The following is a 23,958-nucleotide window of genomic DNA, read 5'->3' on the forward strand; positions in this document are numbered from 1 at the left end:
CTGCAACCCATGCCCTCCGATCTGACGTCGTACCCACGACCGTCCGTCGCTGTCGACGTCGCCGTTCTCACCGTCCACGGCGGAACGCTGAACGTGGTGACGGTGGAATCACCCTGGGGAGCTGCACTTCCCGGCACATTCCTGCATCCGGGCGAGACGCTCGCCGATGCGGCGAGGCGCGCGTTGAGCACCAAGGCCGGCATCGACGGCGTCGAGTTCCATCAGATCCGGATGTTCGACGCTCCCGACCGCGACGATCGAGGATGGGTCCTGTCGATGGCGCACTGCGCAGAGGCGCCCACCGAGTCCCTGCCTTCCGGCACCGATCTCCTGGCCGTCGAGGCGGATCGGCCTGTGGAACCGATGGCCTTCGACCATGCCGACATGGTGTCCGCCGCCGTGGGCGACCTGCGGTCTCGCTACCTCACCCGTCCTGATCCGTCGCACCTGCTGGGAACCACCTTCACACTGCTCGACCTGCGCACCCTGTACGAGACCGTGTTCGACCGCCCGCTGCGCAAGGACACCTTCCGCCGTCATGTGATCGGGGCGCTGGTCGGTACGGGCGCCACCACGTCGGCTGCGGGCGGACGCCCCGCCGAGCTCTACGAACGCAGGCCCGACGAGACGTTCCCCGGGTCCATCGCCGCGCTGCTCGTGTGAGTCAGTTGGGGGTCGGGCGCCGTGACGTCGGGATCCACCATGCCAGCGCAGAACCCGCCTGCACCACCACCAACGGCCACACCATCGGAGAGTGCACCAGCGCCACCGCCCACACGAGGGCCACTGCCGTCACGACGACGCGTGCCGAACGTCGGCGTTGCACGATCATCGTCGCGAGCACCCCGTGCCCCACCGCAGCGACGACGAGAACGAGCGCCCACGCATCGGCGAGTGAGCCCACGAACATCGCGCCGGGCGACTCGTCCGCACTCGCGAAGGCAGCGAGGGCACTGACGACGACGGCGCCGAATCCCGCGATCGCGGCGACACACGCCACCGCACACTGGGTCGCGAACGCGACGAGTACCGCCAATGATGTTGCGTTGGTCAAACTTCCGAGACCGCTGGAAGGGACGGGCAGAGTAGTCGAGTGCATGGTGAAGGCCTTCCGATCGACCGCCGTGGCGCGGTACAGCCTTCGACGCCGCAACCACCCGCTCGGTTCCCGGCGCGCATTTCTGCACACAGAACGGTTCCGGATGGTCGGATGTGCCCGTGGGGACACCGTTGTGTGCAGTGGGAGCACGGAACCGCAGGAGCGGAGCGTGCGTCCAACGACGTGTGCACAGGAACTGTGGGGTACTCGCTGTCGCGGCAGTCGTCGCGTCACTCACCGGGTGCGGTGGGGTGAGCGGCACCGCCGAGCCGGTCGCGATGGAACTCTTCGACCCCTGCATCGTGGTACCCGACGAGGCCATCCGGGCGGCGGGGGCAGATCCGGCGACAAGGGACGACAGTGGTCCACTGAATTCCGATCAGTGGCGATACTGCACCTGGACCAGCGCGAGTCACTTCCTCGGCGTGCAGTCGACAACTCGGACCATGGAAGAGATACGCCGTAACGACACCACCGTGAACGCGGACGCTGTGCTGATCGATCAGCGAACTGACGCTATGACCTACCAACTCGACATTGCCTCTGACCGCAACTGCGTTGTGGCGTTCCCATGGGCACGCGGGGTCATCACCGTGCTGATCGACGTCAAGCTGTCCGTGGTCTCGGAGAACGATCCGTGTGCGGCTGCCATTGCATCGGCGACCGCCTTAGCTCCGTACCTACCGAACTGAAAGAAGAGCGCTGTGACTCGCGATCTGATCACCGATGCGCATCAGGCGGAACGATGCGCGCAAGCCTGCTCGCGATTCGTCGAGGGCCTCGACGCACTGTCGTACTCCGTCACACAGAGCACTCTCTCGGGCGGCTTCGGGACTCTGCCCTCCGGACTCGCGTTGGAGCGCAAGTACTCCGACCTCAGCCACGGCCCGGAGGGCTCACTGAGCTCCGTGCTCGCGGCCCACATTAACGCCGTCACCAAACTCCGCGAGGCCTTCCTCGAAGCGGGTCGCGGGTACCAGGAAACGGAGGACGACTCGACGTCCCGCATCGGCAACACCGGCCCTCGCTGACCGACCCGCACTACTTCCAGCCGCCCACACCCCGCTCCGCCGGCGGAAAGGGGTGTGCGCACCACGCAACCCGTGCACACCACCGCTACGAGCCGCCAACCACCGGCAAGCACCACCCAGCCGACCGACCCGCACTACTTCCAGCCGCCCACACCCCGCTCCGCCGGCAGGAAAGGGTGTGCGCACCGCGCAACCCGTGCACACACCCGCTACGAGCCGCCAACCACCGGCGCGCACGCACCGACCGACCGATGCGCACCTCACGCAATCAGTGCACACCCCCAGCCCAACCCCTACCGCTCAGGCACACCGACCACGGTGAAGGGCTCCACCGGAGTGCCCCCACGCTTGTCGAACTGGCTGTTGACCACCAGCAGCTGATCGTCGACGTCGGCGACGGTGGTGGGGTAGGCGAAGCTGGGGTCGGTGATCTCACCGGTCACCCGCCCACGGTTGCCGTCGTCGTCGAGATCGACTGTGGCGATGAGGCTGTCGCGGTTGCGAACCACGTAGAGCGTGTCGTCCTCCATCTCCATGCCGTCGCCGTTCTGAAGTGTCGCGCCGCCGAGGTCCACCTGCGTGACGGCCTTGGAATCGCGGGCCACGCGGTACAGGTTGCCGGTACTGGACTGCACGATCACCAACGCGTTGTCGTCGTCCGCCTCGACGAGGCCGTTGGCGTTGAAGCCCTCGCCGTACGCGAACGGGGATCCGGTGAAGTCGACGAACGGCTCCAACTGGCCCTCGCCGGTGGCGTTCGCCGGGATGCGCCACAGCGTGGGGTTGCGCGAGTCGGTGATGAAGGCGTCGCCGTTGTCGGCGATGACGACGTCGTTGAGGAACGTGGCGTCCTGGCCGAGCCCGTTGGTGAACTTCCCGCGCAGTGCGCCGGACTCGGCGTCGTAGATCCAGACGGTGCCGGTCGCACCGCCCGCCACGACGAGGGTGTTCTCGTCGTCGTCCCCGTCGACGTCCAGTCCCGCCGCGCCGGTGCGACCGTCCTGTCCACCGGGGAGGAACGGTTCGACGGTGGTGTTGCCGACCGTGCCGCGGAAGATGGCGCCGTCGGAGGTCGACGAGACGTAGAAGGTGTCGTCGTCGGCGGTGATGCCCTCGGGGAACACGCCGGTTCCCGGCAACGTGTAGACGGTGGCGTTCGAGGACATACTCGCCGCCGACGACGACGGAGCAGTGCTGGACGACGACGGAGCAGCGGTGGAGGACGCCGGCGTCGCCTGCCCCTCCTCGCTCGACGACGAGCAACTGGTCAGAACGAGGGCGGTGGCGCCGGCGAGGGCGACAGCGGCGGACAGTCTGGTGCGGTTCATGACTCCACCATGCCCCATTGGTCCGAAAAGCGAGGTCAGGCTGTGTGACGGTCCGAACGAGAGGTGTTGTCGATGGCGACCTCGAGGTACTCGCCGAGCTGCTCCTGCAGGTTGCGGTCGAGTGTGCGGCCGAGCAACGAATGCACGGAATCGACTGCGAGAGTGCGCATGATCTGCAACATCTCGGTGGCTCGGAGGACGTCGTCACCCTCGGGAATCCAACCCTCGCCGTAGCGGTCGACGATGTGACTCTTCACAGTCGAGATCATGTCCTTGGACATTCCGTCGACGGCCGCATGGAGCCGTTCGTGGATGTCCATGACCTCGCGGATTCCGAAGCCGTAGGTCGCGAGGGAGGTGAAGCCCTGCAACAGCTTCGGATCGGTGAATGTGCACCGGTCACCGTCGACACGCGCGAGTCCGTACTCCACGAGCCTGGACAGCTGGACGCCGTCGGGGTCGCCGAGCATCTGCCGCGCCTCGTCGACGGAGACCGACTGCACCTCGCCGGTCGTCGACCACGGCTCGGTGAGGGCGCGCTGCAGACCGAGAACCTCGGTGAGGTCCTTGCCGCTCTCCCAGCCGTCGATGAAGTCGCTGATGTGTGTGGTCGTGTAGCCGCGCTGGAGCAGGATGTCGATCAGTCGCAGCCGGGCGAGGTGCGAGTCGTCGTAGATGCCGACCCGCCCCCGCTTGCGCGGGGGCGGGAGCAGTCCACGCTCACGGTAGGCCCGGACGTTGCGCGAGGTCGTGCCCGCGGCATGAGCCAGTTCGTCGATGCGGTACTCGGTCATCGACTCACTCCTCCACTCGGCCGGACCTCCAGACTAACGCTCGGTCACACCGCGGCGACGACCTCGTCGACCGGTGCCGTCGCTGCCGCCGTCACGGAGTAGTCCGGCAACAGCACCGTCTCGAGCTGCTTGACGTACTGCGTGGCGAAGCCCGGGAACATCGTGGCGTTGAAACCGTCCTCGGTCAGGTACCAGCTCGAGCACCCCGAGTTCCACGTCGTCTTGGTCAGCCGCTGCTGCAGGTCCGCGTTGTACTCGGCCTGCACCGAGGCGCGGACGTCGAGCACGAAGTTCTGGTTCACGGCGGTGGCGATGGCATCCACCAGGTAGTCGATCTGCGCCTCCATGTAGACCAGGGCGGAGCTGTGGCCGGGTCCGGAGTTGGGCCCGAACGTGAAGTACATGTTCGGGTACCCGGACACCGCGATCGACTTGTAGGCGTGAGCTCCCCGGCTCCACTCGTCGGCGAGGACGCGCCCGTCACGCCCGGTGATGGGGATCGGCGACCCGGTCTTGGAGACGTCGAACCCGGTGGCGAAGACGATCGCGTCGAACTGATGCTCGACTCCCTCGACCGTGCGGATTCCCTTCTCGGAGATCTGCGCGATGGGCCAGGTGACGAGCGTGCAGTTGTCCTTCTGCAGCGCCGGGTAGTACTTGCTGGTCATCAGCAGGCGCTTGCACCCGGCGCGGAACTCCGGCGTGAGCTGGCGCCGCAGCCACGGATCCGGAACCTGACTGCGGAGGTGCAGCTTCGACACTCCCTCCACCACGCGCGTGAGCGGCGAGTTCCAGACGACCCCGAGGGCGACCGACTCGTGGCCCCAGAACCAGGCCTTGCGCGCGACGCTCTGACTGAAGGGCACGCGGCGGTAGATCTCGCGAGTCAGTCCGCGGGTGCGGAAGTTGGTGCGGGGCAGCACCCACCCCGGCGTGCGCTGGAAGACCTTGACCGACTCGGCGACCTTCACCAGCTCGGGAACGATCTGCACGCCGCTGGCTCCGGTGCCGACGACGGCGACCTTCTTGCCGGCGAAGTCGTAGTCGTGGTCCCACCGGGCGCTGTGGATCTTCGCTCCCGCGAAGGTCTCGACGCCGCGGATCTTGGGCAGGCTGACGTTCGCCAGCGGTCCCGACGCCATCACGACGGTGCGGGCGAGGACGGGTTCCCGGTCCTGGACCGAGATCTCCCAGAGCGACCGGGACTCGTGCCAGGTGACGTCCACGACGGTGTGACCGAACCGGAGGTAGCGGCTCAGCTCGAACTTCTCGACCATCGAGTCGATGTAGCCCAGGATCTCCGCACTCCCGGAGTAGGTGTGCGACCAGTCCGGATTGGGGGCGAAGCTGTACGAGTACAGGCGGGACGGAATGTCGCAGGCTGCACCGGGATACGTGTTGTCACGCCAGGTCCCACCGGCACGTGTGCCGCGTTCGAGGATGGCGATGTCGCGAATCCCCCGTTGCTGAAGCCGGATCGCGGCACCGATGCCGGCGAATCCGCCTCCGATGATGGCGGTGGAGAGAATTTCGGTCATGCGACGGGCTCGTACGTGAGTTCCTTGGACCACGTGGGCTGCGGGCGCAGCAGCCGCTTCGGGTACTTGGCCGTCAGCGTCACCATCGAGTCGGCGAACTTGTGGTATGGGTGGTCGCGGTTGATGACGACGCTCCCGTGCCAGCTGATGAAGCGGTACATCGGCAGACGCTTCGGGAACTCGCTGCGTTCGCCCACCTTCTTGAAGCGCTTCATCGCGGTGTAGAGGCGCTCCTCGTCGACACCCATCTCGACGATGTTGTCCCGCATCTTGTTCAGCAGTGGGATGTACCGCAGGGTGCCGATGATGAGCGACGGATGCATCCAGGCGCCGATCGTCTCGACGAGAATGCGGCGCATCTTCGCGTGGCCCAGCAGATCGATGACCTCGAAGTCGACGGCGAGGTGCCGCGACTCGTCGGCGTTGATGCGCTTGAACACTTCCTGGCAGACCGGGTCGTCGATCTCGTCGACGATGAACTTGACCAGCGCACCGTCGAGCGCGACCTCGAGCATCGGGATGACGGTGCCGAGCACGGCGAGCGGCGTCTGATCCGAGTACTTGTCGAGCCAGTCGATGATCAGCTTGACGTTGACGTTCGGCTGCGGGATCTCGTCGTTCTCGAGCATGCCCCACCGACGCATCAGTGCCAGTTCGGCATTCGCGTGCTTCTGCTCCTCCGCGTGGAAGTAACGGTAGATCTCGCGCAGCGTCTCGGTGGGCGCCTTGCGTGCCATCGCGGCGAATCCGCGCGCACCGACGTTCTCGATCCACATGAGGTCGGACAGGAACGGCTTGAGCTTGGCATGCTGCTCTGGCGGGATCATCTCGGCGCCGGGGGCGTCCCAGTCGATGTCCGCGAGGGACCACTGGCGGTCCTTGATCTTGTCCAGCATGGCGTCGAAGTCGAAGGCCATCGTCATACTCCTGTCGAGGCGGAAACAGCGGGAAGGGACTGTGGGGCGGGCTCGCCGGGGAGCAGGCGGTCGAGCAGCCCTGCTCCGCGGGTGTAGAGGGTGGGGAGGAGCCGTTTCGTCAGCCAGATGGCTTTCGCGTCGAGCTGGGGCACGACGTAGAGGCGGTTCCTGTCGTGCGCGTCGAGCGTGGTGACGGCGATCCGCTCGGGTGAGAAGCCGGTCCACCGCATCAACTTCTGCGCGAGTTCCGTGGAGCGCTCGGTGATGCGACCGTCGACCGCGACGTTGGTCTTGACGAAGGTCGGGCACAGCACGGTCACGTGGACACCCGACCCGGAGAGTTCGGCCGCGAGAGTCTCGGACAGTGACATGACGCCCGCCTTGCCGACGTTGTAGGGCCCCATCGTCGGTGCCGCCGCGAATCCCGCGGCGGAAGCCACGTTGATGATGCCGCCGCGACCCGCGGTACGGAGCAGCGGAACGAACGTCTCGCAGCCGTGGACCACTCCCCACAGGTTGATGCCGAGCGCCCAGTTCCAGTCCTCGAACCCGATGTCGCCCACCGGCTTGCCACCGATGCCGACGCCGGCGTTGTTGATCACGAGCGTCGGCGCGCCACCGAACTCGAGCTCGGCGAACAGCGCGAGATCCTCGACCTGCGACTGCACGGCGACGTCGCACTGGACGGCAAAGCCGGGGCCGTCGAGCATCCGCACCGTCTCCTCGGCGCGTTCGAGTGAGATGTCCGCGCAGACGACGCGGCCACCGCGGCGGGCGATCTCGAGTGCGAAGGCGCGGCCGATGCCACTGCCGGCGCCGGTGACCACGGCGTCCGCCCCGTGGGTGAGGCGTGGTCTGGGTCGAGAGAACATCAGTGTCTCGTCTCTGTTCGATGGAGAGCTGTCAGGGCGTGCGCGGCGCGGGCGAGTGCCCGGTCCGCTTCCGGGCTGATGCGCGGCAGAGCCTGGAACACGTGCATCTGGTCGGGCCAGATCTCGAGCGAGCAGGTGCCACCGGCATCGACCACCAGATCGCGCAGGTGCTCGGCGTCGGCGACGAGCATCTCCGCACCGCCGGCCTGAACCACGAAGTGCGGCAGTGCCGTTCCCGCCTCGACCGCCAGTCGTAGGCGCCGCCCGTCGGGATTCTCGCCGCGTGTGTAGAGCGCGGTGAGTGCCCGCGCCGCCGCTGCGGAGATCATCGGGTCGCGACGGATGCGCTCCCGGTTCTGCGCGAGGGTGAAGGTCAGATCGATCAACGGCGAGAACAGGAGGACCGCACCAGGCTGCGGAACCGATCGTCGGGCGTTGTCCAGCACCAGGTCCAGCGCGAGGTGACCGCCCGCCGAGTCACCGGCCACGACGACCGACTCGGGTGCGTGGCCGCTCGACAGCAGCCAGCGGTACGCCCGCTCGACGTCGTCGGCTGCGGCGGGGAAAGGGAACTCGGGGGCGAGTCGGTAGTCGACCACGAAGACCGGACGCTGCGTCGCGCGGGAGAGACGCGACGCCAAGCCGCGGTGCGTCCGTGCGGAACAGATCGCGTACGCGCTGCCGTGCAGATAGAGGATCGGGTCGGCGGTGTCCACGGAACCGTCCCCACCCTCGACCGGCCTCCGGCCTGCCCCATCTTCGACCGGCCTCCGGCCTGCCCCATCTTCGACCGGCCTCCGGCCTGCCCCATCTTCGACCGGCCTCCGGCCTGCCCGCGCGTCGACCCACTCCCCGACCACACCGTCCTCGCGCACGGTGCGGACGACCGTGCCGGGTGCGATTCCGCCGCAGGCACGCATGGCCACCTCGACGAGGACGCGGGCGACGCGTTCGCCGCCGCGTCCGAACGGCAGTCGGGACGCGATGGGTCGCAACGTCGACTGCGTGGCTCGGGCCGCGGCGCGGGACCGCAGGGACCCCCGCTCGGGGATCGGACGCGTCGATGTCATGCCGGAAGCGTCACGGATGACTGTGCCATTTGTCAATGGCCTATAGTTCAATGAAACAATCTTCGGTGTAGTCCGGAGTGCCGGACACACCCGGCCGACGAGGGGAAGACATCGTGGCGATCGACTCCGCGGACACCGCCGTCCGCACACTCCGACTGCAGGTCGACGAGGTGATCCGCGAGACGGCGGACGCGGTGACGTTGGTCCTGTCCACCGCCGACGGCGAGGCCCTGCGCTACCGCCCGGGCCAGTTCCTCACGGTCGAGATTCCTCTGAGCGACGGCGGTTCCGCCGCACGGTGCTACTCGTTGTCGAGCAGTCCCGACACCGGCGAGCGCCCCGCGATCTCCGTCAAGCGCACCGCGGGCGGCCTCGGGTCCACCTGGTTGTGCGACACCGCGACGGCAGGATCCGCACTGACGACACTGGCTCCCGCGGGCACCTTCGTTCCCGCGCGATGGGATCGCCCGCTCGTCCTGGTCGCCGCCGGCAGCGGCATCACGCCCGTGATGTCCATCCTGAAGACCGCGTTGGCGTCGCACGACGGACGGGTCGTGTTGTTCTACGCGAACAGAGACCCGGACTCGGTCATGTTCGCCGCCACCCTCGACGATCTGCAGCAGCAGCATCCGGACCGCCTCACGGTGCGGCACTGGCACGAGTCGGCGTCGGGCCTGCCCACTGCCACCGGTCTCACCGACGCCGTCTCCGGCATCGCCGACGCCGACGCGTACCTCTGCGGGCCGGGGCCGTTCATGGAGGTGGCGCAGCAGGGGCTCCTTGCGGCGGGGATGTCGCCCGAGAACATCCACCGTGAGGTGTTCACGTCGATCACCACCGACCCGTTCCACACCACCCTCGTCGAGACGTCCTCGGCCACGGGCGTTCCCGTGTCCGCGGAGGTCGAGGGCGACGATCACTCGTTCCACTGCGCACCCGACACCGTGCTGCTCGACGCCATGCTCGCCGAGGGAATCGACGCCCCGTTCGTGTGCCGCGAGGGCAACTGCGGCGCCTGCGCGTTCACTCTCGTCAGCGGTGACGTGCACATGCGCGTCAACGACACGCTGGATCAGTACGAGCTCGACCGGGGAGTGCGCCTGGCCTGCCAGTCGGTGCCCGTGTCCGACGCTCTCACCATCCGCATCGACTGACCGACCGAATCCCTGACACCACAGCCGCACCAGGAGACCTCATGCCCGTCATCACCAAGCACGTCGAGATCGCCGCACCGGCGTCGGCGACCTTCGACTATCTGTCCTCGTACGAGAACGTGCCGGACTGGATGTTCGGCGTCACCTCGTTCGTCCCCGTCGGACCGGTGTCGCGCGGCACCGGTGACCGCTTCGACGCCGAGATGAAGCTGGGACCCAAAGCTCTGCACTCCACGGTGGACATCGTCGAGTGGGTCGACGGTTCCGTCATCGCGTTGTCGTCGGTGAAGGGTTTCGAGACCAGTTCTCGCTGGGTGGTCACCCCCGTGGACGACGGACACTGCGTCGCCGACGTCGAGTTCCGCTACGAGTTCCCCGGCGGGTTCACGGGCAAGGCACTCGCGAAGGTGGTCGAACCCTTCGTCAACCAGGGGATCTCTGTCACCGATCGGACCCTGCGCTCCCGGTTGGAGTCGCCGCGCAGCACCTAGACTCACCCGGTGACCACGAAGGACCAGCGAGGACGTATTGCCACCGCACTGTGGCGGTGGTGTTCCCGCTTCGAGCCGATCGGCCTCGTCGTCGGACTGGTCTTCTACTGCTGGTCGATGTCCCCGTCGCTTCTCCCCCGACCGTGGTACCTGCAGGCCGTCGCCACGGGCCTCTCGGTCGCGTGCGGTTACGGCGTCGGCGTTCTCGTCGTGTGGAGCGTCCGGCGGATGGAGCTCACTCGCGAGTGGCCCGAACGACTGAGACGGTGGGGCTGGTACGCGATCGGCGCCGCCGCAGTCGTCGTGCTCCCGCTGTTCCTCGTCCTCGGGGCGTGGTGGCAGAACATCTCCCGCGAACTCGTGGGCATCGAGCCGAGCCAGTCGTGGGACTACGCCGGAGTCTTCGTCGTCGCCGCGATCGTCGTCGTCCTGGTGATCACGCTGGCGCGCGGAATCCGCCGCGTCACAGACCTTCTCATCGCACTGATCGGTCGTGTTCTCCCGCCGCCCGTCTCGCGCGGTCTCGCCGTCGTCGCCGTCGGTGTGGTGCTGGTGTTCGCCGTCGAGGGGCTGCTTGCCACCGGGATCTCACGCATCTCCAACGGGTCCGCCGCTGCGGCCGACACCGGGAGCGCCGAGGGCGTGGAACGACCGTCGGCTCCCGAACGCTCGGGCTCGCCCGAGTCGAAGGAGGAGTGGGACACCTTGGGCCGCGAGGGGCGCACCTTCGTCGCGGGCGGCCCGACGTCGGGCGAGATCGCATCCGTGACGGGACGGCCCGCCCTCACCCCGATCCGGGTCTATGCGGGACGCAAGTCCGTCGACGCCGACGGGCTCGGCCTCGGCCGGGACACCGTCGACTCGCTCGCCGACCGACTCGTCGCCGAACTGGACCGAACCGGCGCCTTCGATCGCGAGTACCTGGCGATCGCGACGACCACCGGTCGAGGGTGGGTCAACGCGTCCGTCGCGTCCTCACTCGAGTACCTCGCCGGCGGCGACACGGCGATCGCGGCGGTCCAGTACTCGTACCTGCCCAGTCCGTTGGCGTTCCTCGCCGATCGCGACACCCCGCTCATCGCGGGCCGCGCCGTCTTCGAGGCCGTCTACCAGCGCGTGCAGGACCGTCCCGAGAGCGATCGCCCGAAGCTCCTCACCTTCGGTGAATCGCTCGGGTCGTACGGCGGCCAGGACGCCTTCTCCGGAGTGCAGGACATGCTGGCTCGCACCGACGGCGCGCTGTGGGTGGGGACGCCCAACTTCTCCGAGCAGTGGTCGCGTGTCACCGACTCACGGGACCCGGGCAGCCCCGAGATCCTGCCCGTGATCTACGGCGGGCAGAACGTCCGCTTCGCCGCGGAGCCGTCCGATCTCGACGCACCCGGTCTGGTGGACTGGGAGAGCCCGCGCATCGTGTACTGGCAGCACCCCAGCGATCCGATCGTCTGGTGGTCGTTCGACCTGCTGTTCGGCAAGCCGGACTGGCTCCGGGAACCGCGCGGCGTCGACGTCGACAAGGGGATGACGTGGATCCCTCTGGTCACCTTCTGGCAGGTGACGCTCGACATGGCGCTCGCCGCCGAGGTGCCGGAAGGCCACGGTCACGCCTACGGCGCCGATGCGGCCTCCATGTGGGCGCCCATTCTGAACGTCGACGACTCAGAGCTGGTGGACCGCGTCACCGACGCGATGCGGTGACTCCCTGAGCGCGCTCGCGCGGACCCACCACGCGAGCGAGATCAGCGCGATCACCTCCACGACGACGAGAATCCGTTCGACGTGGCCGAGGGTGACGACGCGGTACCAGGGTGTCGAGGTGGTCATGCCGACGAGCAACGCGTACCCGATGGGCGCGATGGCCACGACGGACAGCACACCCAGCACGAACGTCCGTCGGGCGTGACGGGCATACTCGCTCGACCGGATCCACGGCGCGGCGAGGGCGATCACTGCCACCGGGATACTGACGAACGCGACCGCGGCGCCCGCGCGGTGCACCGCGCCGCCGAGTCCGAGCGTCGCGTCGTTGCTCCAGTCCTGCTTGGGAACCGCGACCACGGCGACGAGTCCCACCGTCCACAGTGTCATCGCCACCGCGGCGACCGACGACGCGCGCAGCAACGACTGCCGGACGGCAGCGACGAGAACGGCGCCGGATCCGACGGCGAGGAGCAGCACCCCGGCCGTGAACACCCATTGCTGCGCGCCCAGCCCGTACTCGCTGATGGTGCGGCGCAGATGGGCGGGCGACCCGAGTGCGGTGACGACGTCGAGGACGACGACCGTCGCGGCGCCGAGCAGGATGGAGAGAAGCCCGAGGGAGGCGAGGCGGGTCTGCACAGGGTCCTTTCGGCAGCGGATCTACGACTCCACTGTGCCTGACGGTGAGCCGGACACGGCGACCGTCAGGAGACGCCCACGCGCGCGGTCGATCTGGTCGAGGCACGAGGCCCGCCCTGCCGGATCCGTCATCTCCCGTCGGCACGCCTCATCGAGGAGGTCGAGGTGGTACCGGACGCGGTCGATCGACGCGGTCGCGGTCGCTGCCGCACCGAGCCGCTCCGCCATCCGGATACCGGCAGCGACCACCATGGGGCTCGCCATCGCGTAGATCCGAACAGCTCCCAGCGCGTGGTCGATCAGGTCGACCACGGGCACCCGACGCAGAACGATCCGTACCGTCCCGGCGTCGTCGGTCCTGGCACCACACGGCGGCGGACGACCGACGAGAGTGGCCATCCCGACGGACAGATCGTCCAAGGCATTGCGAGCGGTGTACGGGTCGTTGGTGCCCGAGGACAGAGCCCGCACCGCCATCTCGGCCAGCTGCTCGACGGCGAACTCGATGTCGTGCTGCGGAGTCCGCTCGTCGCCGATCTCGACCGCGGACTCGATCTCGCGCAGGTGCGACGCGGAGGCGGATCCGCTCCACCGTCGTGACTCCGCGACGGCGTCTCCCTCGATCACGTGCTCGCCCGGTCTGCAGAGCAGCACCACGACGGCATCGGCGTCGACGGCCGAGGACAACGCCGCGTCCTCGTCCACGTCGACGACGACTCCGGAACGCGGAGCACGCACCGTGTCGACGTGGTCGGGCAGCGTCACCTCGGAATCCGACGCCGCGTCGGCCGGCGGCTCCGTCGGGTAGAGCTCGTCGACAGCGGCGGAGAGTTCGTCCCGCACGCGCGAGGACAGCGTCGCCACCTGGATCGACTGGGCGATGTGGTGGATGAAGTACACCAGCACGCCGACATCGAGCACCGCGAGGAGCACGGCGACGTTCACCGCGATGTCGGGTACGAAGACGTCGCCGTCCGAGTCGAGCGACCGGATCGAGCGCAGCACCATCAGTGCGTAGAGGAAGGTCGCCCCGAAGATGCCGAGCACCACCTGGTTCCCGCGGTCCGCCATGAAGTTTCGCACCAGTCGCGGGCCGTAGGTCGAACTGGCCGTCGCGAGAACGGAGATGGTGATGGAGAAGGACGTCGCCGCCACGCCGAGCATCGACCCGCCGATGGCGCCGAGGATGTCCCGGCTGCCACTCGCGCCCACGTGATAGAGCAGCGACCCGCCGATCCCGATGCCCCGATCGAGGAGCCACCGGTCCAGAGCGACCAGGAGTTGAGCCAGGACGACGGCAGCGACGCCCAGGACCGCAGGAACGAACCAGAACGTGCCCTGCAGCCGTACCCACCGTCGTCTCATGGGTTCATGGTGCCCTGACGGTGGGTCGACGTGTCAGACCACCGCGATCGCGTCGATCTCGACGAGCATCTCCTCGCGCGGCAGTCCGGTGAACACCGTTGTGCGAGAGGGCAGGACATCACCCTTCGTGTGTTCGAGGACGAATGCGCCGTACGCCTCGTTCATGACGGCGAAGTCCTCACGCTTCGTCAGGTACACCCGCAGCATCACGACGTCGTCGAACGTTGCACCGCTCGCCTCGACGATGGCCTTGACGTTGGTCAGCGTTCGCGTGGTCTGCGCCGCGACGTCGCCGGGGTACAGGTACTCGTTGGTCGCCGGGTCGACGGGTCCCTGCCCGGACACCTGGACGAACGGGCCCTTGCGCACCCCCTGCGAGAAGGTGTGGGCGGGTGCAGGCGCGTCGGTCGTGAGGACGGCGATCTTGTCGGTCATGCGGGTTCCTTCGTCGGGGTCGGACTCCAGCCGAGTTCGGCGGAGATGGTCTCGGCCACCGCGCGCACCTGCGGCAGGGTGCCGAGGACGCGGGCGTGGTCGAGCAGCATGTCGGGCACGGACATCGACACCGCGGCGACGATCGAGCCGGTTCCGTCGCGCACCGGCACGCCGATGCAGTTGACGAACGACTCGTGTTCCTCGTGGTCCTCGGCGTATCCCTGACGGGTCACGAGGGCCAGTTCCTCGAGGTAGCGCTCGGGCGTGTCGATGGTGCGGTCGGTGAAGCGGGTGTACTCGATGCGATGGGCGACGCGGACCTGCTCGTCCGCAGGCAGCCCGGAGATCAGGATCTTCCCGACGGCGGTGCAGTGCAACGGCGCCGGGCGCCCGACACGGGAGTACATCCGCACGCTCTGCGTCGCGTCGAACTTGTCGATGTAGACGGCTTCCCCGGACTCGTAGGTGGCGAGGTGGATCGTCTGCTTGGTCTCCGCGTTCAGTGTCGCGAGGTACGGCCGCGCCAGCGTCCGGATGTCCCGCTGCTCCAACGACCGGTTGGAGAGCTCGAAAAGCGTCGACCCGAGCCGGTAGCGATGTTCGTGGTCGTGCTGGACGAAGCGCTCCGCCTCCATTGCGCGCAGCAGTCGCAGGACCGTGGTCTTGTGCACGTCGAGGTGGGCGGCCAACTCGTCCAGCGATCGCGGACCGTCGGCCAGCACGCGGAGCAAGCTGAGCGCGCGGGACACACTCTGACTCATACGGCGATTCCCCTCTCGGCGTCGTAGTCGATGCTCGACCACTCCTCGTCCGAGGATGTCACCAGTGCGTCGAGACGGTGCAGCGGAAGCAGATGGGCGGCGTCGCCGTGCGCGGTGAGGGCGCCGGCGGCGCACAGGTGCCCCAGCCTGATCGCCCGCTGTTGGCCGTCGCCCCGGAGCACTCCGGCCAGGTAGCCACCCGCGAACGCGTCTCCCGCACCGATCTTCTCGACCACCGACAACCGCAGAGCCGGGACGTCGACACGCTCGGCGCCGTCGAATCCCACGACCACGTGGGCGTCGTTCTTGATCACCAGGCGGCGCGGCTCGGGGAACAGGGCACGCAGCGCGTCGGGGTCTCCGGTGCCGAACACCTCCTGCGCTTCGTCGGCACCCATGAGCACGATGTCACTGCGCCGAACCTGTTCTCCGAGAACGTCATCCGCGCTCCCGGTGGCCCAGAGGCGGGGCCGGTGGTTGAGGTCGAAACTCAGCAGACCGGGCGACGACGCCAGCGCGGCCGCAGCCTCGCGCGCGGTGTCCGACAGGGCGAGCGTGATGCCGCTGACATGGACGAGGTCGGCCGCCGCGAGCACCGTAGTTGCCCCGAGGATGTCGTCGGCACACAGCGCACTGGCGGCGGAACCGCTGCGGAAGTAGGTCATTCGGCTTTCCCCGGCGGGCAGGTCCGACGCGTGACCGCTGCCCGATCCACGCTCCTTGACGTACATGCCGGTGGTGCGGGTCTGGTCGACGATCACCGCCGACGTGTCCACCCCACTCGCGCGCAGCGTCTCCGTCAGGTAGCGGCCGAAGCCGTCGTCACCGACGCGCGAGAGCCAGGACGCCTCGACGTCCAACTGGGCGAGGACCCGCGCGACGTTGGCCTCGGCTCCCCCGGCCGACCGCTCGAACGTGTCCGAGTGCTCGAGGGGGCCGGGCTGCGCGACCATGACGACGAGTCCCTCACCGACACACACCACCCGTGGAGTCGCCGCGCCGGGTGATCTCACATCAATTCCCTTCGATGTCTTGCGAGTTGTCCCTGTTCGTTGCAGACTAACGACACCGAACACAGTTTGCAATCAGCGTTGCAACATACGCAACGCTACAGCGCCGTATCCGGCGCAGGAGGATTCGATGATCGACAAGGCCGCCGTCGAGGCGCTGCACGACCGCGCTCTCGGCCCCGAGTACAAGTCCGTTCCACCCGCCGCGTGGGGCCGCACCGTGCGCGACTACCTGGCGACGGCGCCCACTCTCGCCGAGTTCGCGACCCCTGTCGTCACGCTGGATCGCCGCCACCTCACGTCGAACATCGATGTGATGGCGCGGTGGGCCGATGCGGCCGGCATGCGTCTGGCACCGCACGGCAAGACCACGATGGCGCCGCAGCTGTGGGCCGAGCAGCTCGAGGCGGGCAGTTGGGGAATCACCCTCGCCACCGGGTGGCAGGTGCAGCTCGCTCGCGCGTTCGGCGTGCAGCGCATCCTTCTCGCCAATGCCCTGATCGACCCGGTGACGCTCCGTTGGATCTCGGCGGATCTCGACGCTCACGACGACGTCGAGTTCGTCTGCTGGGCAGACAGTGTCGACACCGTGGCACGCATGACGGAGATCCTGGGCGCCGTGACACGACCGATCCCGGTGATCGTCGAACTCGGTGGGCCGCACGGCCGCACCGGGGCACGCAGCGTGGACGAGGCGCGACGCGTCGCGGCCGCGATCTCCTCGTCGCCGTCGGTGACCCTCGCCGGCGTGGGCGGATACGAAGGCGCGCTGGCCCACGACCGCACACCCGCAGGACTGGACGCCGTGCGCGCCTACCTCGACGAGGTCGCCGCCCTGCACGCCGGTCTCGCCGCCGACGGCCTGTACGAGGGACGGGCGATCGTCACCGCGGGTGGGAGCGCGTACCAGGACCTGGTGGTCGAGCGGCTCTCGTCGGTCGTCGACGACGACACGGCCGTCGTGCTGCGCTCGGGCGCCTACGTGGTGCACGACGACGGCTTCTACGCCGACATCTCCCCGCTCATCGCCTCCCGCGTCGGCGAGCAGCACCTGTCCTCCGCGATGCACGGCTGGGCGCGGGTGGTGTCGCGTCCGGAACCCGAACTCGCACTGCTCGATGCGGGCAAGCGCGACTTCCCGTTCGACGAGGGGCTGCCGACACCGCAGCGCATCGGCGGCCGGGACGCGGAAGCGGGGCACCATATCTCGGCGCTCAACGATCAGCACGCCTTCCTCCGGACGCCGGGCACGGCCCGCGACGACGTTCCCGTCGGGACGGTCGCACGGCTCGGCCTGTCGCATCCCTGCACGGCGTTCGACAAGTGGCGTCTGCTTCCGGTCGTCGACGACGCCGACGCGGCGAACCCGCGCATCGTCGACCTCGTCCACACCTTCTTCTGATCATGGCGGACATCCTCTTTCGCGGCGGTGACGTCGTCGACGGCACCGGGTCCGACCGAGTCCGCGCCGACGTTCTCGTCGACGACGGACGCATCACGCGGGTCGCGGCACCAGGCACCGTCGCCGACGCCGACGCGCAGACCGTCGTCGACGTGCCCCGGGGCCACGTCGTCGCACCGGGTTTCATCGACATGCACGCCCACTCCGACCTCGGACTGCTGACCGCGCCCGGACACGTTCCGAAGATCACCCAGGGCGTCACCACCGAGGTGCTCGGTCAGGACGGCCTCTCCTACGCACCCGTCTCCGACGAGACGCTTGCGGTGATCCGCCGTCAGATCTCCGGGTGGAACGGCAATCCCACCGATCTCGACATCACGTGGCGCTCGGTCGCCGAGTATCTGGACCGGCTCGACCGGGGCATCACCCCCAACGCCGCGTACCTGGTGCCGCAGGGAACGTTGCGCTATCTGGCCGTCGGGGCGGATCAGCGTCCCGCTACCGCCGCCGAGATCGACCAGATGCGAGAGCTGGTGGCACAAGGCATGTCCGAGGGCGCCGTCGGAATGTCCAGCGGACTGACCTACACGCCCGGGATGTACGCCGACACGGGCGAACTGCGCGCGCTGTGCGAGGTCGTCGCCGAGTTCGGCGGCTTCTACGCTCCGCACACTCGCTCCTACGGCAAGAACGCTCTCGGCGCGTACCGGGAGATGATCGACCTCTCGCGTGAGACCGGCTGCGCCCTGCACCTGACCCACGCCACCATGAACTTCGGCGAGAACAAGGGCCGCGCCGGCGAGTTCCTCGACATGGTCGACGCCGCGATCGCCGACGGGTGCGACATCACGCTCGATACCTATCCCTACCTGCCCGGCGCCACCACCCTGTCCGCGCTGCTGCCCAGTTGGGCGATGTCCGGCGGACCCGATGCAGCGCTGGGCCGTCTCGACGATCCCGACGTGCGGCGCCGCATCACCGACGACGTGAATCGCTACGGCTCGGACGGATGCCACGGCGTCACGGTGGAATGGGAGACGATCCAGCTCAGCGGCGTCGCGAACGCGGATCTCGACCCCTACGTCGGGAAGACCGTCCTCGACATCGCGACCGAGGAGGGCCGCGCACCCGTCGACGTGTTCTTCGACGTGCTCCAGCGAGATGCGTTGAGCACCACCATCCTGCAGCACGTGGGGCATGAGGAGAACGTGCGCGCCATCATGGTGCATCCCCACCACATGGGCGGCAGCGACGCCATCCTGGTGGGCGAGCGTCCGCATCCGCGGGCCTGGGGCACGTTCCCGCGCTACCTCGGTCACTACGTCCGCGACGAGGGCCTGATGTCGCTCGAGGACTGCGTCCATCACCTCACGGGACGGCCCGGCGCACGACTCGGTCTCACCGATCGTGGTCTCGTCCGCGAGGGCCACGCGGCGGATCTCGTGGTCTTCGATCCGGCCACCGTCCGGGACACCGCCACCTTCGACCACCCCAAGCAGCAGGCCGTCGGCATCGCGCACGTTCTCGTCAACGGCTCCTTCGCCGTGCGCGACGGCGTCCCCACCGGAACACTCGCCGGCCGCTCCCTCCGCCGCACCTCTCACGGAAGAACCTCATGAAGACCCGATTCGATGACGCACTTGCGACGATTCTCGAGGACCGCGCGCTGGTGGTGGTCCGCGCCCCGTCCATTCCCGACCCTGCCGCGTTGGCCGACGCCCTCGTCGCCGGCGGACTGCGCGCCGTCGAGCTGACCTTCACCACACCGAACGTGCTGGACTGCCTGCGCGCCGCGTCGTCGTCCGGTGCCGTGATGGGTGCGGGCACCGTGATGACGGGTGATCAGGCTCGCGCCGCCATCGACGCCGGTGCACGCTTCCTCGTCACTCCCGGACTGCGTCCCGACGTCGCCGCGGTGGCGCACGAACGGGACGTGCCCGTCATGATGGGCGCGCTCACGCCCACCGAGATCATGGCGGCGCTCGATCTGGGCGCCGCCGCGGTGAAGGTTTTCCCCGCGAAGCTGTTCGGCCCCAGCTACTTCGGCGATCTCCGCGGACCGTTCCCCGACGTCCCCCTCGTTCCGTCCGGCGGCGTCAATGCCGACAATGCCGCCGACTATCTCGCCCGCGGCGCCGTCGCCGTCACCGCGGGCACCGACGTCGTTCCACCGGCCGCGGTCGCGGCCGGGCTCTTAGACGACATCACCGCTCGCGCCACCTCGTTCGTCCACTCACTCTCCCGCTGACTCTCCACATACTTCGAAAGGCAACCTCATGGGTTCCGTCGTCGACTGGTTGAGGACGTCCACTCCCGGACTCCTCGTTCTGTGCGGTATCGCGATCGCGGTCCTGCTCGTCGTCATCATCAAGGTCAAGCTCGAACCGTTCATCGCCCTCCTCATCGTCGGCCTGGGACTCGCTGTCGCAGCCGGACTCCCGGTGTCGCAGATCGTGGGTACCGCCATCAAGAGCGGCGACTCGATTCTCGAGACGGGCTTCGGCGGCATCCTCGGCCACATCGCCGTCATCATCGGACTGGGCACCGTCCTCGGTGCCATCCTCGAGAGGTCCGGTGGTGCGCAGGCACTCACCGCCAAGCTCCTCGGCGTCTTCGGTGATCGCGGCGCACCCATCGCTATGGGTCTGCTCGGCCTCATCTTCGGCATCCCCGTCTTCTTCGACATCGGCATCTTCGTTCTCGCCCCGCTCGTCTACGTCGCGGCGCGACAAGGCGGAAAGTCGTTGGTGTTGTATGCACTTCCGATGCTCGCGGGCCTGTCGATGACGCACGCGTTCCTGCCTCCGCACCCCGGCCCCGTCGCTCTGGGCGGCCTGCTCGAGGTCAACCTGGGCTGGCTGATTCTCATGGGCTTCATCTGCGGCATCCCCGGTTTCATCGCGGCAGGTCTCGTGTGGGGCAGCTACATCGGCAAGCGCATCATCGTCGAGGTGCCCGAGGACTTCGTCAACGATGCCGACGACGACGGACCGCACACGTCGGGTGGCACCGCCGTCGAGACGAAGCGTCCCGTGGTCACCACTCCCCCGTCCGTCGCGACCATCGGCGCCATCATCGCGGTGCCTTTGGTGCTCATCCTCGGCGCCACGTTCGGCACCATTCTGCTCGACGAGGGCAACCTGCTCCAGGTCCTCACGTTCTTCGGCACCCCCGCGGTCGCTCTGCTCATCGCGGTGCTCATCGCGTTCTACGTCCTGGGCATCCGCCGCGGTTCGACGGTGCAGGAGTTGTCCACTCTCACCGGCGAATCGCTCCGCCCGGTCGGCATGCTGCTCCTCGTCGTCGGGGCCGGCGCGTTCTTCGGCAAGGTCATCTCGGCCACCGGCATCGGCACCGCACTCGCGGACACCATGTCCGCGGCGGGACTGCCGATCATCGTGCTCGCCTACATCATCAGTTGCGCTTTGCGCATCGCGCAGGGGTCGGCCACCGTCGCCATCGTCACGACCGGTGGCATCGTCGGACCGCTCGTCGCGGCGCAGGACTACTCGCAGATGTCGGTCGCGCTCATCGCCATGGCCATCGCTGCCGGCTCCATCATCCTGAGCCACGTCAACGACGGCGGGTTCTGGATCATCGCCAAGTTCTTCAACCTCACCGTCAAGCAGACGCTGCAGACGTGGACCGTGTTGGAGACCGTGCTGTCGGTCGTCAGCTTCGCCGTGGCAGGGGTGTTGTTCGCGATCGTGAGCTGATCGATCCTCGGTGCAGGACGGCTCAGTGCAGAGGGGCAGTCGAGGAGCGGGTGACGAGGCGGCACGGCTCCACCTCGATCCCACTCCCGACATTCCCCTCGATCGCGGCCGCGAGTCGCATCGCGGCCGCGCGTCCGATGTTCTCCAGCGACGGATCGACCGTCGTCAGGGGTGGGCGCGACCCGGTCGCGAGCACCTCCCAGTTGTCGAAACCGATCACGGCGACCTCCTCGGGAACCTGGCGCCCCGCTTCGATCAGCGCATCGAGCACCCCGCGCGCGATCTGGTCGGACCCCGCGAAGACAGCGTCCAGATCCGGCTGACGCTCCAACAGCAGCCGAGTCGCTCCCCTGCCCCAGGCCTCCGACCACTCGCCGAACATCACGGCCCCGCCGGCGAGCTGCAGCCCCTCCTCCTGGAGACGTTCGCTCGCGCCGCGGGCGCGCTCCTGCGTCGCTCCGTAGCCGGGATCGCCGGTGATGTGGGCGATTCTGCGTCGACCGCAGACCAGCAGATGATCCATCGCGAGTCGTCCGCCGACGAGGTCGTCCGCGACCACCGACATGTCGGTGGGGTCGTCGGACGGCGCGTACGCATAGACGACGGGTACTTCCAGTTCCTTTCCCAGTGACGGCCTCGGGTCCGGGCGCGCACCCACCACGATGAGACCGTCGACGCGCCGGGACATGAGTGCGCGCAGGTGATGTTGCTCGCGGATGCGGTCCTCGCGCGCATCGCACAGCAGCACCGACATGCGTTCCGACCCGAAGGCGTCCTCGGCCCCCCGCAGCACGGGAATGCTGAACCGTCCGACGAGATCCGACGTGATCAGACCGACGGTACCGCTGCGCTGCGCCACCATGCCCTGAGCCAACGCGTTCGGCGAGAAGTCCAGTTGATCAGCGGCCGACTGCACCCGGACGCGGGTCTCGGCGCCGACGTGTCGACGATTGTTGAGGGCTTTCGATGCCGTGGCTATCGAGACGCCCGCCAGTGTCGCTACGTCACGCAGTGTGGCCGACCGCCCCCGACGCTTCGGTGGCACCTCTTCGACGCTCATCGCCCTCCTTCGCAGCCCCCGACGCGGGCTGTTCTCCGACACGACTTTAGACGGCAGGGGTTGACCCGCGTGCTGAAACGGCGCTATGGTCCGAAAACGTTTTAGCGACGTGGATCACACTTGGCGACGACATCGGACCGCCGAGTGCAGGCACTCAGCAGAATCACCAGTTCCCGCACCACCTGTCACTCCGAAACGTTTCGCTCCGATGCGGCGTCGATGCCGCGCACCAGAAAGGCAACACGATGACGTGGACTCCACGCCGCCGCACCACCCGCGCCGCCGCCGCGCTCGCAGTCGTCACGATGACGGTGGCACTCTCCGCCTGCGGCTCGTCCTCGACCGTCGTGCGGGGCGATCCGTCCAATGTGGAGGGCGTCGACGACGGAACCACGCTGACGCTCTGGACGCGCGCACCTCTCGAAGCCCAGGCCAATCTGCTGGTCGACGCCTACAACTCGTCGCACCAGAACCAGGTCGAGCTCACCGTGGTGCCCAACGACGACTACGTCGCCAAGGTGGGCGCGGCGGCCGGTTCCGGTGACCTGCCCGACCTCTTCGCAGCGGACGCCGTGTATCTGCCGAACTGGACATCGGCGGGCCTCTTCGGGGATCTGACCGAACGTATCGGCAACCTCGACTATCGCGACGAGATCAATCCGTCGATCGTCGAGGCGGGAACCTTCGAGGACCAGGAGTACGTGCTGCCGTTCGTCCTCGACCTGTCGGTCATGTTCTACAACAAGGCCCTTTATCGAGAGGCCGGGCTCGACCCGGAGAAGGGCCCCACCACGATGACCGAGTTCCGCGATCAGGCACTCGCCGTCGAGTCCTTGAACAAGCCCGACACACACGGCACCTACTTCGGCGGCAATTGTGGTGGATGCAGCATCTTCACCTGGTTTCCGATGATGTGGGCGAGCGGCGAGGACGTTCTCGAGGACGACGGAACTACCGCGAACCTGGCCGGTGAGACCGCACAGGACATCTACGGCGTGTGGCGGGATCTCGAGGATGCCGGCGCGATCGCGCCCGGCGCGGCCGACGAGACCGGCGCCACATGGACCGCAGCCTTCCAGCAGGGTCAGATCGGCGTGATGCCCTACCCCGCAACGCTTTTGCAGAAGGCAAGCGAGACTGTCGACGTGGGTGTCAGCGCCATCCCGGGTGTCGACGGCGGCACGTCTACATTCGTGGGCGGCGACGGTCTGGGCATCAGCAAGGACTCGGACACCCCCGACCAGGCTTGGAACTTCATGCAGTGGCTCATGAGCGAGGACGCGCAGGTCGGAGTGCTGGCCGCGAACAACGTGACGCCCGCCCGAGCCGACTTCCTGGACAACGAGTTCACCGCCGACCCCCGCGTCCAGTTGATCAACTCGGTCTCCACGGCCCCGGACAGCCGAACTCCCAAGGCCCTGAACTTCCAGCAGGCCTTCAACGCGGTGGGCAGCCCGTGGTCGACGTTGGTGCGGAACCAGGTCTTCGGTGACCCGTCGACGCTGCAGCAGGACAACGACGCGATCACCGATCTTCTCCAGAAGTAGAGACATTCAGCGGACTCGACGAGGAGTA

Annotated in this window: 24 protein-coding genes; 11 read left to right on the forward strand and 13 right to left on the reverse strand. The window is 68.0% G+C overall.

Annotated elements, in window-relative coordinates; translation table 11 throughout:
* Positions 1–9: 9 nt before the first annotated feature.
* Positions 10–663, forward strand: coding sequence for an NUDIX domain-containing protein (locus HQ306_RS16865; protein WP_056448281.1), 654 nt, complete (start codon positions 10–12; stop codon positions 661–663).
* 1 nt (position 664) lies between these two features.
* Here HQ306_RS16865 and HQ306_RS16870 read toward each other — a convergent pair whose 3' ends face one another.
* On the reverse strand, positions 665–1,054 hold the full coding sequence (locus HQ306_RS16870) for a hypothetical protein (RefSeq protein ID WP_222632783.1): 390 nt from the start codon (positions 1,052–1,054) through the stop codon (positions 665–667).
* A 296-nt stretch (positions 1,055–1,350) separates the two neighbouring features.
* On the opposite strand from HQ306_RS16870, the gene HQ306_RS16875 reads away from it, so the two are divergent.
* Entirely contained in the window at positions 1,351–1,791 is a 441-nt protein-coding gene (locus tag HQ306_RS16875) for a DUF3558 family protein (RefSeq protein WP_222632784.1), read from the forward strand.
* Positions 1,792–1,803: 12 nt separating this feature from the next.
* A complete protein-coding gene (locus HQ306_RS16880) occupies positions 1,804–2,130 on the forward strand; it encodes a hypothetical protein (protein WP_222632785.1) in 327 nt (108 codons plus the stop codon).
* A 293-nt stretch (positions 2,131–2,423) separates the two neighbouring features.
* Here HQ306_RS16880 and HQ306_RS16885 read toward each other — a convergent pair whose 3' ends face one another.
* Genes HQ306_RS16885 through HQ306_RS16910 form a run of 6 tightly spaced genes read right to left on the reverse strand, consistent with a single transcriptional unit; the run spans position 2,424 to position 8,649 of the window.
* A complete protein-coding gene (locus HQ306_RS16885) occupies positions 2,424–3,458 on the reverse strand; it encodes an SMP-30/gluconolactonase/LRE family protein (RefSeq protein ID WP_222632786.1) in 1,035 nt (344 codons plus the stop codon).
* 35 nt (positions 3,459–3,493) lie between these two features.
* On the reverse strand, positions 3,494–4,252 hold the full coding sequence (locus HQ306_RS16890) for a MerR family transcriptional regulator (protein ID WP_222632787.1): 759 nt from the start codon (positions 4,250–4,252) through the stop codon (positions 3,494–3,496).
* Positions 4,253–4,296: 44 nt separating this feature from the next.
* Positions 4,297–5,790, reverse strand: coding sequence for an NAD(P)/FAD-dependent oxidoreductase (locus tag HQ306_RS16895; RefSeq protein ID WP_222632788.1), 1,494 nt, complete (start codon positions 5,788–5,790; stop codon positions 4,297–4,299).
* On the reverse strand, positions 5,787–6,707 hold the full coding sequence (locus HQ306_RS16900) for a hypothetical protein (protein ID WP_027504905.1): 921 nt from the start codon (positions 6,705–6,707) through the stop codon (positions 5,787–5,789). The genes HQ306_RS16895 and HQ306_RS16900 overlap by 4 nt, the downstream gene beginning before the upstream one ends.
* Positions 6,708–6,709: 2 nt before the next feature.
* Positions 6,710–7,579 carry an SDR family NAD(P)-dependent oxidoreductase gene (locus HQ306_RS16905; RefSeq protein ID WP_222632789.1) on the reverse strand — a complete coding sequence of 290 codons (870 nt, stop codon included), beginning with the start codon at positions 7,577–7,579 and terminating at the stop codon, positions 6,710–6,712.
* On the reverse strand, positions 7,579–8,649 hold the full coding sequence (locus tag HQ306_RS16910; RefSeq protein WP_261770163.1) for an alpha/beta hydrolase fold domain-containing protein: 1,071 nt from the start codon (positions 8,647–8,649) through the stop codon (positions 7,579–7,581). Before HQ306_RS16910 ends, HQ306_RS16905 begins: the two co-directional genes overlap by 1 nt.
* A 113-nt stretch (positions 8,650–8,762) precedes the next feature.
* Between HQ306_RS16910 and HQ306_RS16915 the strand changes: the two genes are divergently transcribed.
* From HQ306_RS16915 to HQ306_RS16925, 3 genes are all read left to right on the forward strand, one after another.
* On the forward strand, positions 8,763–9,803 hold the full coding sequence (locus HQ306_RS16915) for a ferredoxin--NADP reductase (RefSeq protein ID WP_308115448.1): 1,041 nt from the start codon (positions 8,763–8,765) through the stop codon (positions 9,801–9,803).
* Between the two features lie 41 nt (positions 9,804–9,844).
* Positions 9,845–10,294 (forward strand): SRPBCC family protein, encoded by a 450-nt coding sequence (locus tag HQ306_RS16920; protein ID WP_222632790.1) that lies wholly within the window; start codon positions 9,845–9,847, stop codon positions 10,292–10,294.
* 117 nt (positions 10,295–10,411) lie between these two features.
* Complete coding sequence (locus HQ306_RS16925) at positions 10,412–11,992, forward strand: alpha/beta-hydrolase family protein (RefSeq protein ID WP_222632983.1); 1,581 nt, start codon at positions 10,412–10,414, stop codon at positions 11,990–11,992.
* Here HQ306_RS16925 and HQ306_RS16930 read toward each other — a convergent pair.
* From HQ306_RS16930 to HQ306_RS16950, 5 genes are read right to left on the reverse strand one after another with little or no spacing between them, the layout of a single operon-like run.
* Positions 11,954–12,634: a DUF998 domain-containing protein gene (locus HQ306_RS16930; RefSeq protein ID WP_222632791.1), complete on the reverse strand. Its 681-nt coding sequence runs from the start codon at positions 12,632–12,634 to the stop codon at positions 11,954–11,956. The two genes, HQ306_RS16925 and HQ306_RS16930, sit on opposite strands and share 39 nt — an antisense overlap.
* Before the next feature lie 21 nt (positions 12,635–12,655).
* Positions 12,656–13,999, reverse strand: coding sequence for a DUF2254 domain-containing protein (locus HQ306_RS16935; protein ID WP_222632792.1), 1,344 nt, complete (start codon positions 13,997–13,999; stop codon positions 12,656–12,658).
* A gap of 33 nt (positions 14,000–14,032) precedes the next feature.
* Positions 14,033–14,434: a RidA family protein gene (locus HQ306_RS16940; RefSeq protein WP_027504901.1), complete on the reverse strand. Its 402-nt coding sequence runs from the start codon at positions 14,432–14,434 to the stop codon at positions 14,033–14,035.
* Complete coding sequence (locus HQ306_RS16945; RefSeq protein WP_222632793.1) at positions 14,431–15,195, reverse strand: IclR family transcriptional regulator; 765 nt, start codon at positions 15,193–15,195, stop codon at positions 14,431–14,433. The genes HQ306_RS16940 and HQ306_RS16945 overlap by 4 nt, the downstream gene beginning before the upstream one ends.
* A complete protein-coding gene (locus HQ306_RS16950) occupies positions 15,192–16,208 on the reverse strand; it encodes a sugar kinase (protein ID WP_308115450.1) in 1,017 nt (338 codons plus the stop codon). Before HQ306_RS16950 ends, HQ306_RS16945 begins: the two co-directional genes overlap by 4 nt.
* Positions 16,209–16,335: 127 nt before the next feature.
* On the opposite strand from HQ306_RS16950, the gene HQ306_RS16955 reads away from it, so the two are divergent.
* From HQ306_RS16955 to HQ306_RS16970, 4 genes are read left to right on the forward strand one after another with little or no spacing between them, the layout of a single operon-like run.
* Positions 16,336–17,607, forward strand: coding sequence for an amino acid deaminase (locus HQ306_RS16955; protein ID WP_222632794.1), 1,272 nt, complete (start codon positions 16,336–16,338; stop codon positions 17,605–17,607).
* Between the two features lie 2 nt (positions 17,608–17,609).
* The gene (locus tag HQ306_RS16960) at positions 17,610–19,226 is read left to right on the forward strand and encodes an amidohydrolase family protein (RefSeq protein ID WP_222632795.1); all 1,617 of its coding nucleotides are present in this window, start codon (positions 17,610–17,612) and stop codon (positions 19,224–19,226) included.
* Positions 19,223–19,855, forward strand: a complete 633-nt coding sequence (locus tag HQ306_RS16965; protein ID WP_222632796.1) for a bifunctional 4-hydroxy-2-oxoglutarate aldolase/2-dehydro-3-deoxy-phosphogluconate aldolase — start codon at positions 19,223–19,225, stop codon at positions 19,853–19,855. Before HQ306_RS16960 ends, HQ306_RS16965 begins: the two co-directional genes overlap by 4 nt.
* Positions 19,856–19,883: 28 nt before the next feature.
* Positions 19,884–21,323 carry a GntP family permease gene (locus HQ306_RS16970; RefSeq protein WP_027504896.1) on the forward strand — a complete coding sequence of 480 codons (1,440 nt, stop codon included), beginning with the start codon at positions 19,884–19,886 and terminating at the stop codon, positions 21,321–21,323.
* 22 nt (positions 21,324–21,345) lie between these two features.
* Here the strand turns inward: HQ306_RS16970 and HQ306_RS16975 are convergent, their stop codons facing one another.
* Positions 21,346–22,383: a LacI family DNA-binding transcriptional regulator gene (locus tag HQ306_RS16975; protein ID WP_222632797.1), complete on the reverse strand. Its 1,038-nt coding sequence runs from the start codon at positions 22,381–22,383 to the stop codon at positions 21,346–21,348.
* A gap of 245 nt (positions 22,384–22,628) precedes the next feature.
* Between HQ306_RS16975 and HQ306_RS16980 the strand changes: the two genes are divergently transcribed.
* Positions 22,629–23,930 carry an ABC transporter substrate-binding protein gene (locus HQ306_RS16980; RefSeq protein ID WP_222632798.1) on the forward strand — a complete coding sequence of 434 codons (1,302 nt, stop codon included), beginning with the start codon at positions 22,629–22,631 and terminating at the stop codon, positions 23,928–23,930.
* The last annotated feature ends 28 nt before the right edge of the window (positions 23,931–23,958 follow it).

The sequence above is a fragment of the Rhodococcus sp. BP-160 genome (assembly GCF_019836205.1).
Lineage (GTDB): Bacteria > Actinomycetota > Actinomycetes > Mycobacteriales > Mycobacteriaceae > Rhodococcoides.

Bases quoted from the DNA above. Each gene is read 5' to 3' on its own strand.
- HQ306_RS16865 (WP_056448281.1), top strand. From the start codon at position 10: ATGCCCTCCGATCTGACGTCGTACCCACGACCGTCCGTCGCTGTCGAC.
- HQ306_RS16885 (WP_222632786.1), bottom strand. From the start codon at position 3,458: ATGAACCGCACCAGACTGTCCGCCGCTGTCGCCCTCGCCGGCGCCACC.
- HQ306_RS16890 (WP_222632787.1), bottom strand. From the start codon at position 4,252: ATGACCGAGTACCGCATCGACGAACTGGCTCATGCCGCGGGCACGACC.
- HQ306_RS16895 (WP_222632788.1), bottom strand. From the start codon at position 5,790: ATGACCGAAATTCTCTCCACCGCCATCATCGGAGGCGGATTCGCCGGC.
- HQ306_RS16900 (WP_027504905.1), bottom strand. From the start codon at position 6,707: ATGGCCTTCGACTTCGACGCCATGCTGGACAAGATCAAGGACCGCCAG.
- HQ306_RS16905 (WP_222632789.1), bottom strand. From the start codon at position 7,579: ATGTTCTCTCGACCCAGACCACGCCTCACCCACGGGGCGGACGCCGTG.
- HQ306_RS16910 (WP_261770163.1), bottom strand. From the start codon at position 8,649: ATGACATCGACGCGTCCGATCCCCGAGCGGGGGTCCCTGCGGTCCCGC.
- HQ306_RS16920 (WP_222632790.1), top strand. From the start codon at position 9,845: ATGCCCGTCATCACCAAGCACGTCGAGATCGCCGCACCGGCGTCGGCG.
- HQ306_RS16925 (WP_222632983.1), top strand. From the start codon at position 10,412: ATGTCCCCGTCGCTTCTCCCCCGACCGTGGTACCTGCAGGCCGTCGCC.
- HQ306_RS16935 (WP_222632792.1), bottom strand. From the start codon at position 13,999: ATGAGACGACGGTGGGTACGGCTGCAGGGCACGTTCTGGTTCGTTCCT.
- HQ306_RS16940 (WP_027504901.1), bottom strand. From the start codon at position 14,434: ATGACCGACAAGATCGCCGTCCTCACGACCGACGCGCCTGCACCCGCC.
- HQ306_RS16945 (WP_222632793.1), bottom strand. From the start codon at position 15,195: ATGAGTCAGAGTGTGTCCCGCGCGCTCAGCTTGCTCCGCGTGCTGGCC.
- HQ306_RS16955 (WP_222632794.1), top strand. From the start codon at position 16,336: ATGATCGACAAGGCCGCCGTCGAGGCGCTGCACGACCGCGCTCTCGGC.
- HQ306_RS16960 (WP_222632795.1), top strand. From the start codon at position 17,610: ATGGCGGACATCCTCTTTCGCGGCGGTGACGTCGTCGACGGCACCGGG.
- HQ306_RS16965 (WP_222632796.1), top strand. From the start codon at position 19,223: ATGAAGACCCGATTCGATGACGCACTTGCGACGATTCTCGAGGACCGC.
- HQ306_RS16970 (WP_027504896.1), top strand. From the start codon at position 19,884: ATGGGTTCCGTCGTCGACTGGTTGAGGACGTCCACTCCCGGACTCCTC.
- HQ306_RS16975 (WP_222632797.1), bottom strand. From the start codon at position 22,383: ATGAGCGTCGAAGAGGTGCCACCGAAGCGTCGGGGGCGGTCGGCCACA.
- HQ306_RS16980 (WP_222632798.1), top strand. From the start codon at position 22,629: ATGACGTGGACTCCACGCCGCCGCACCACCCGCGCCGCCGCCGCGCTC.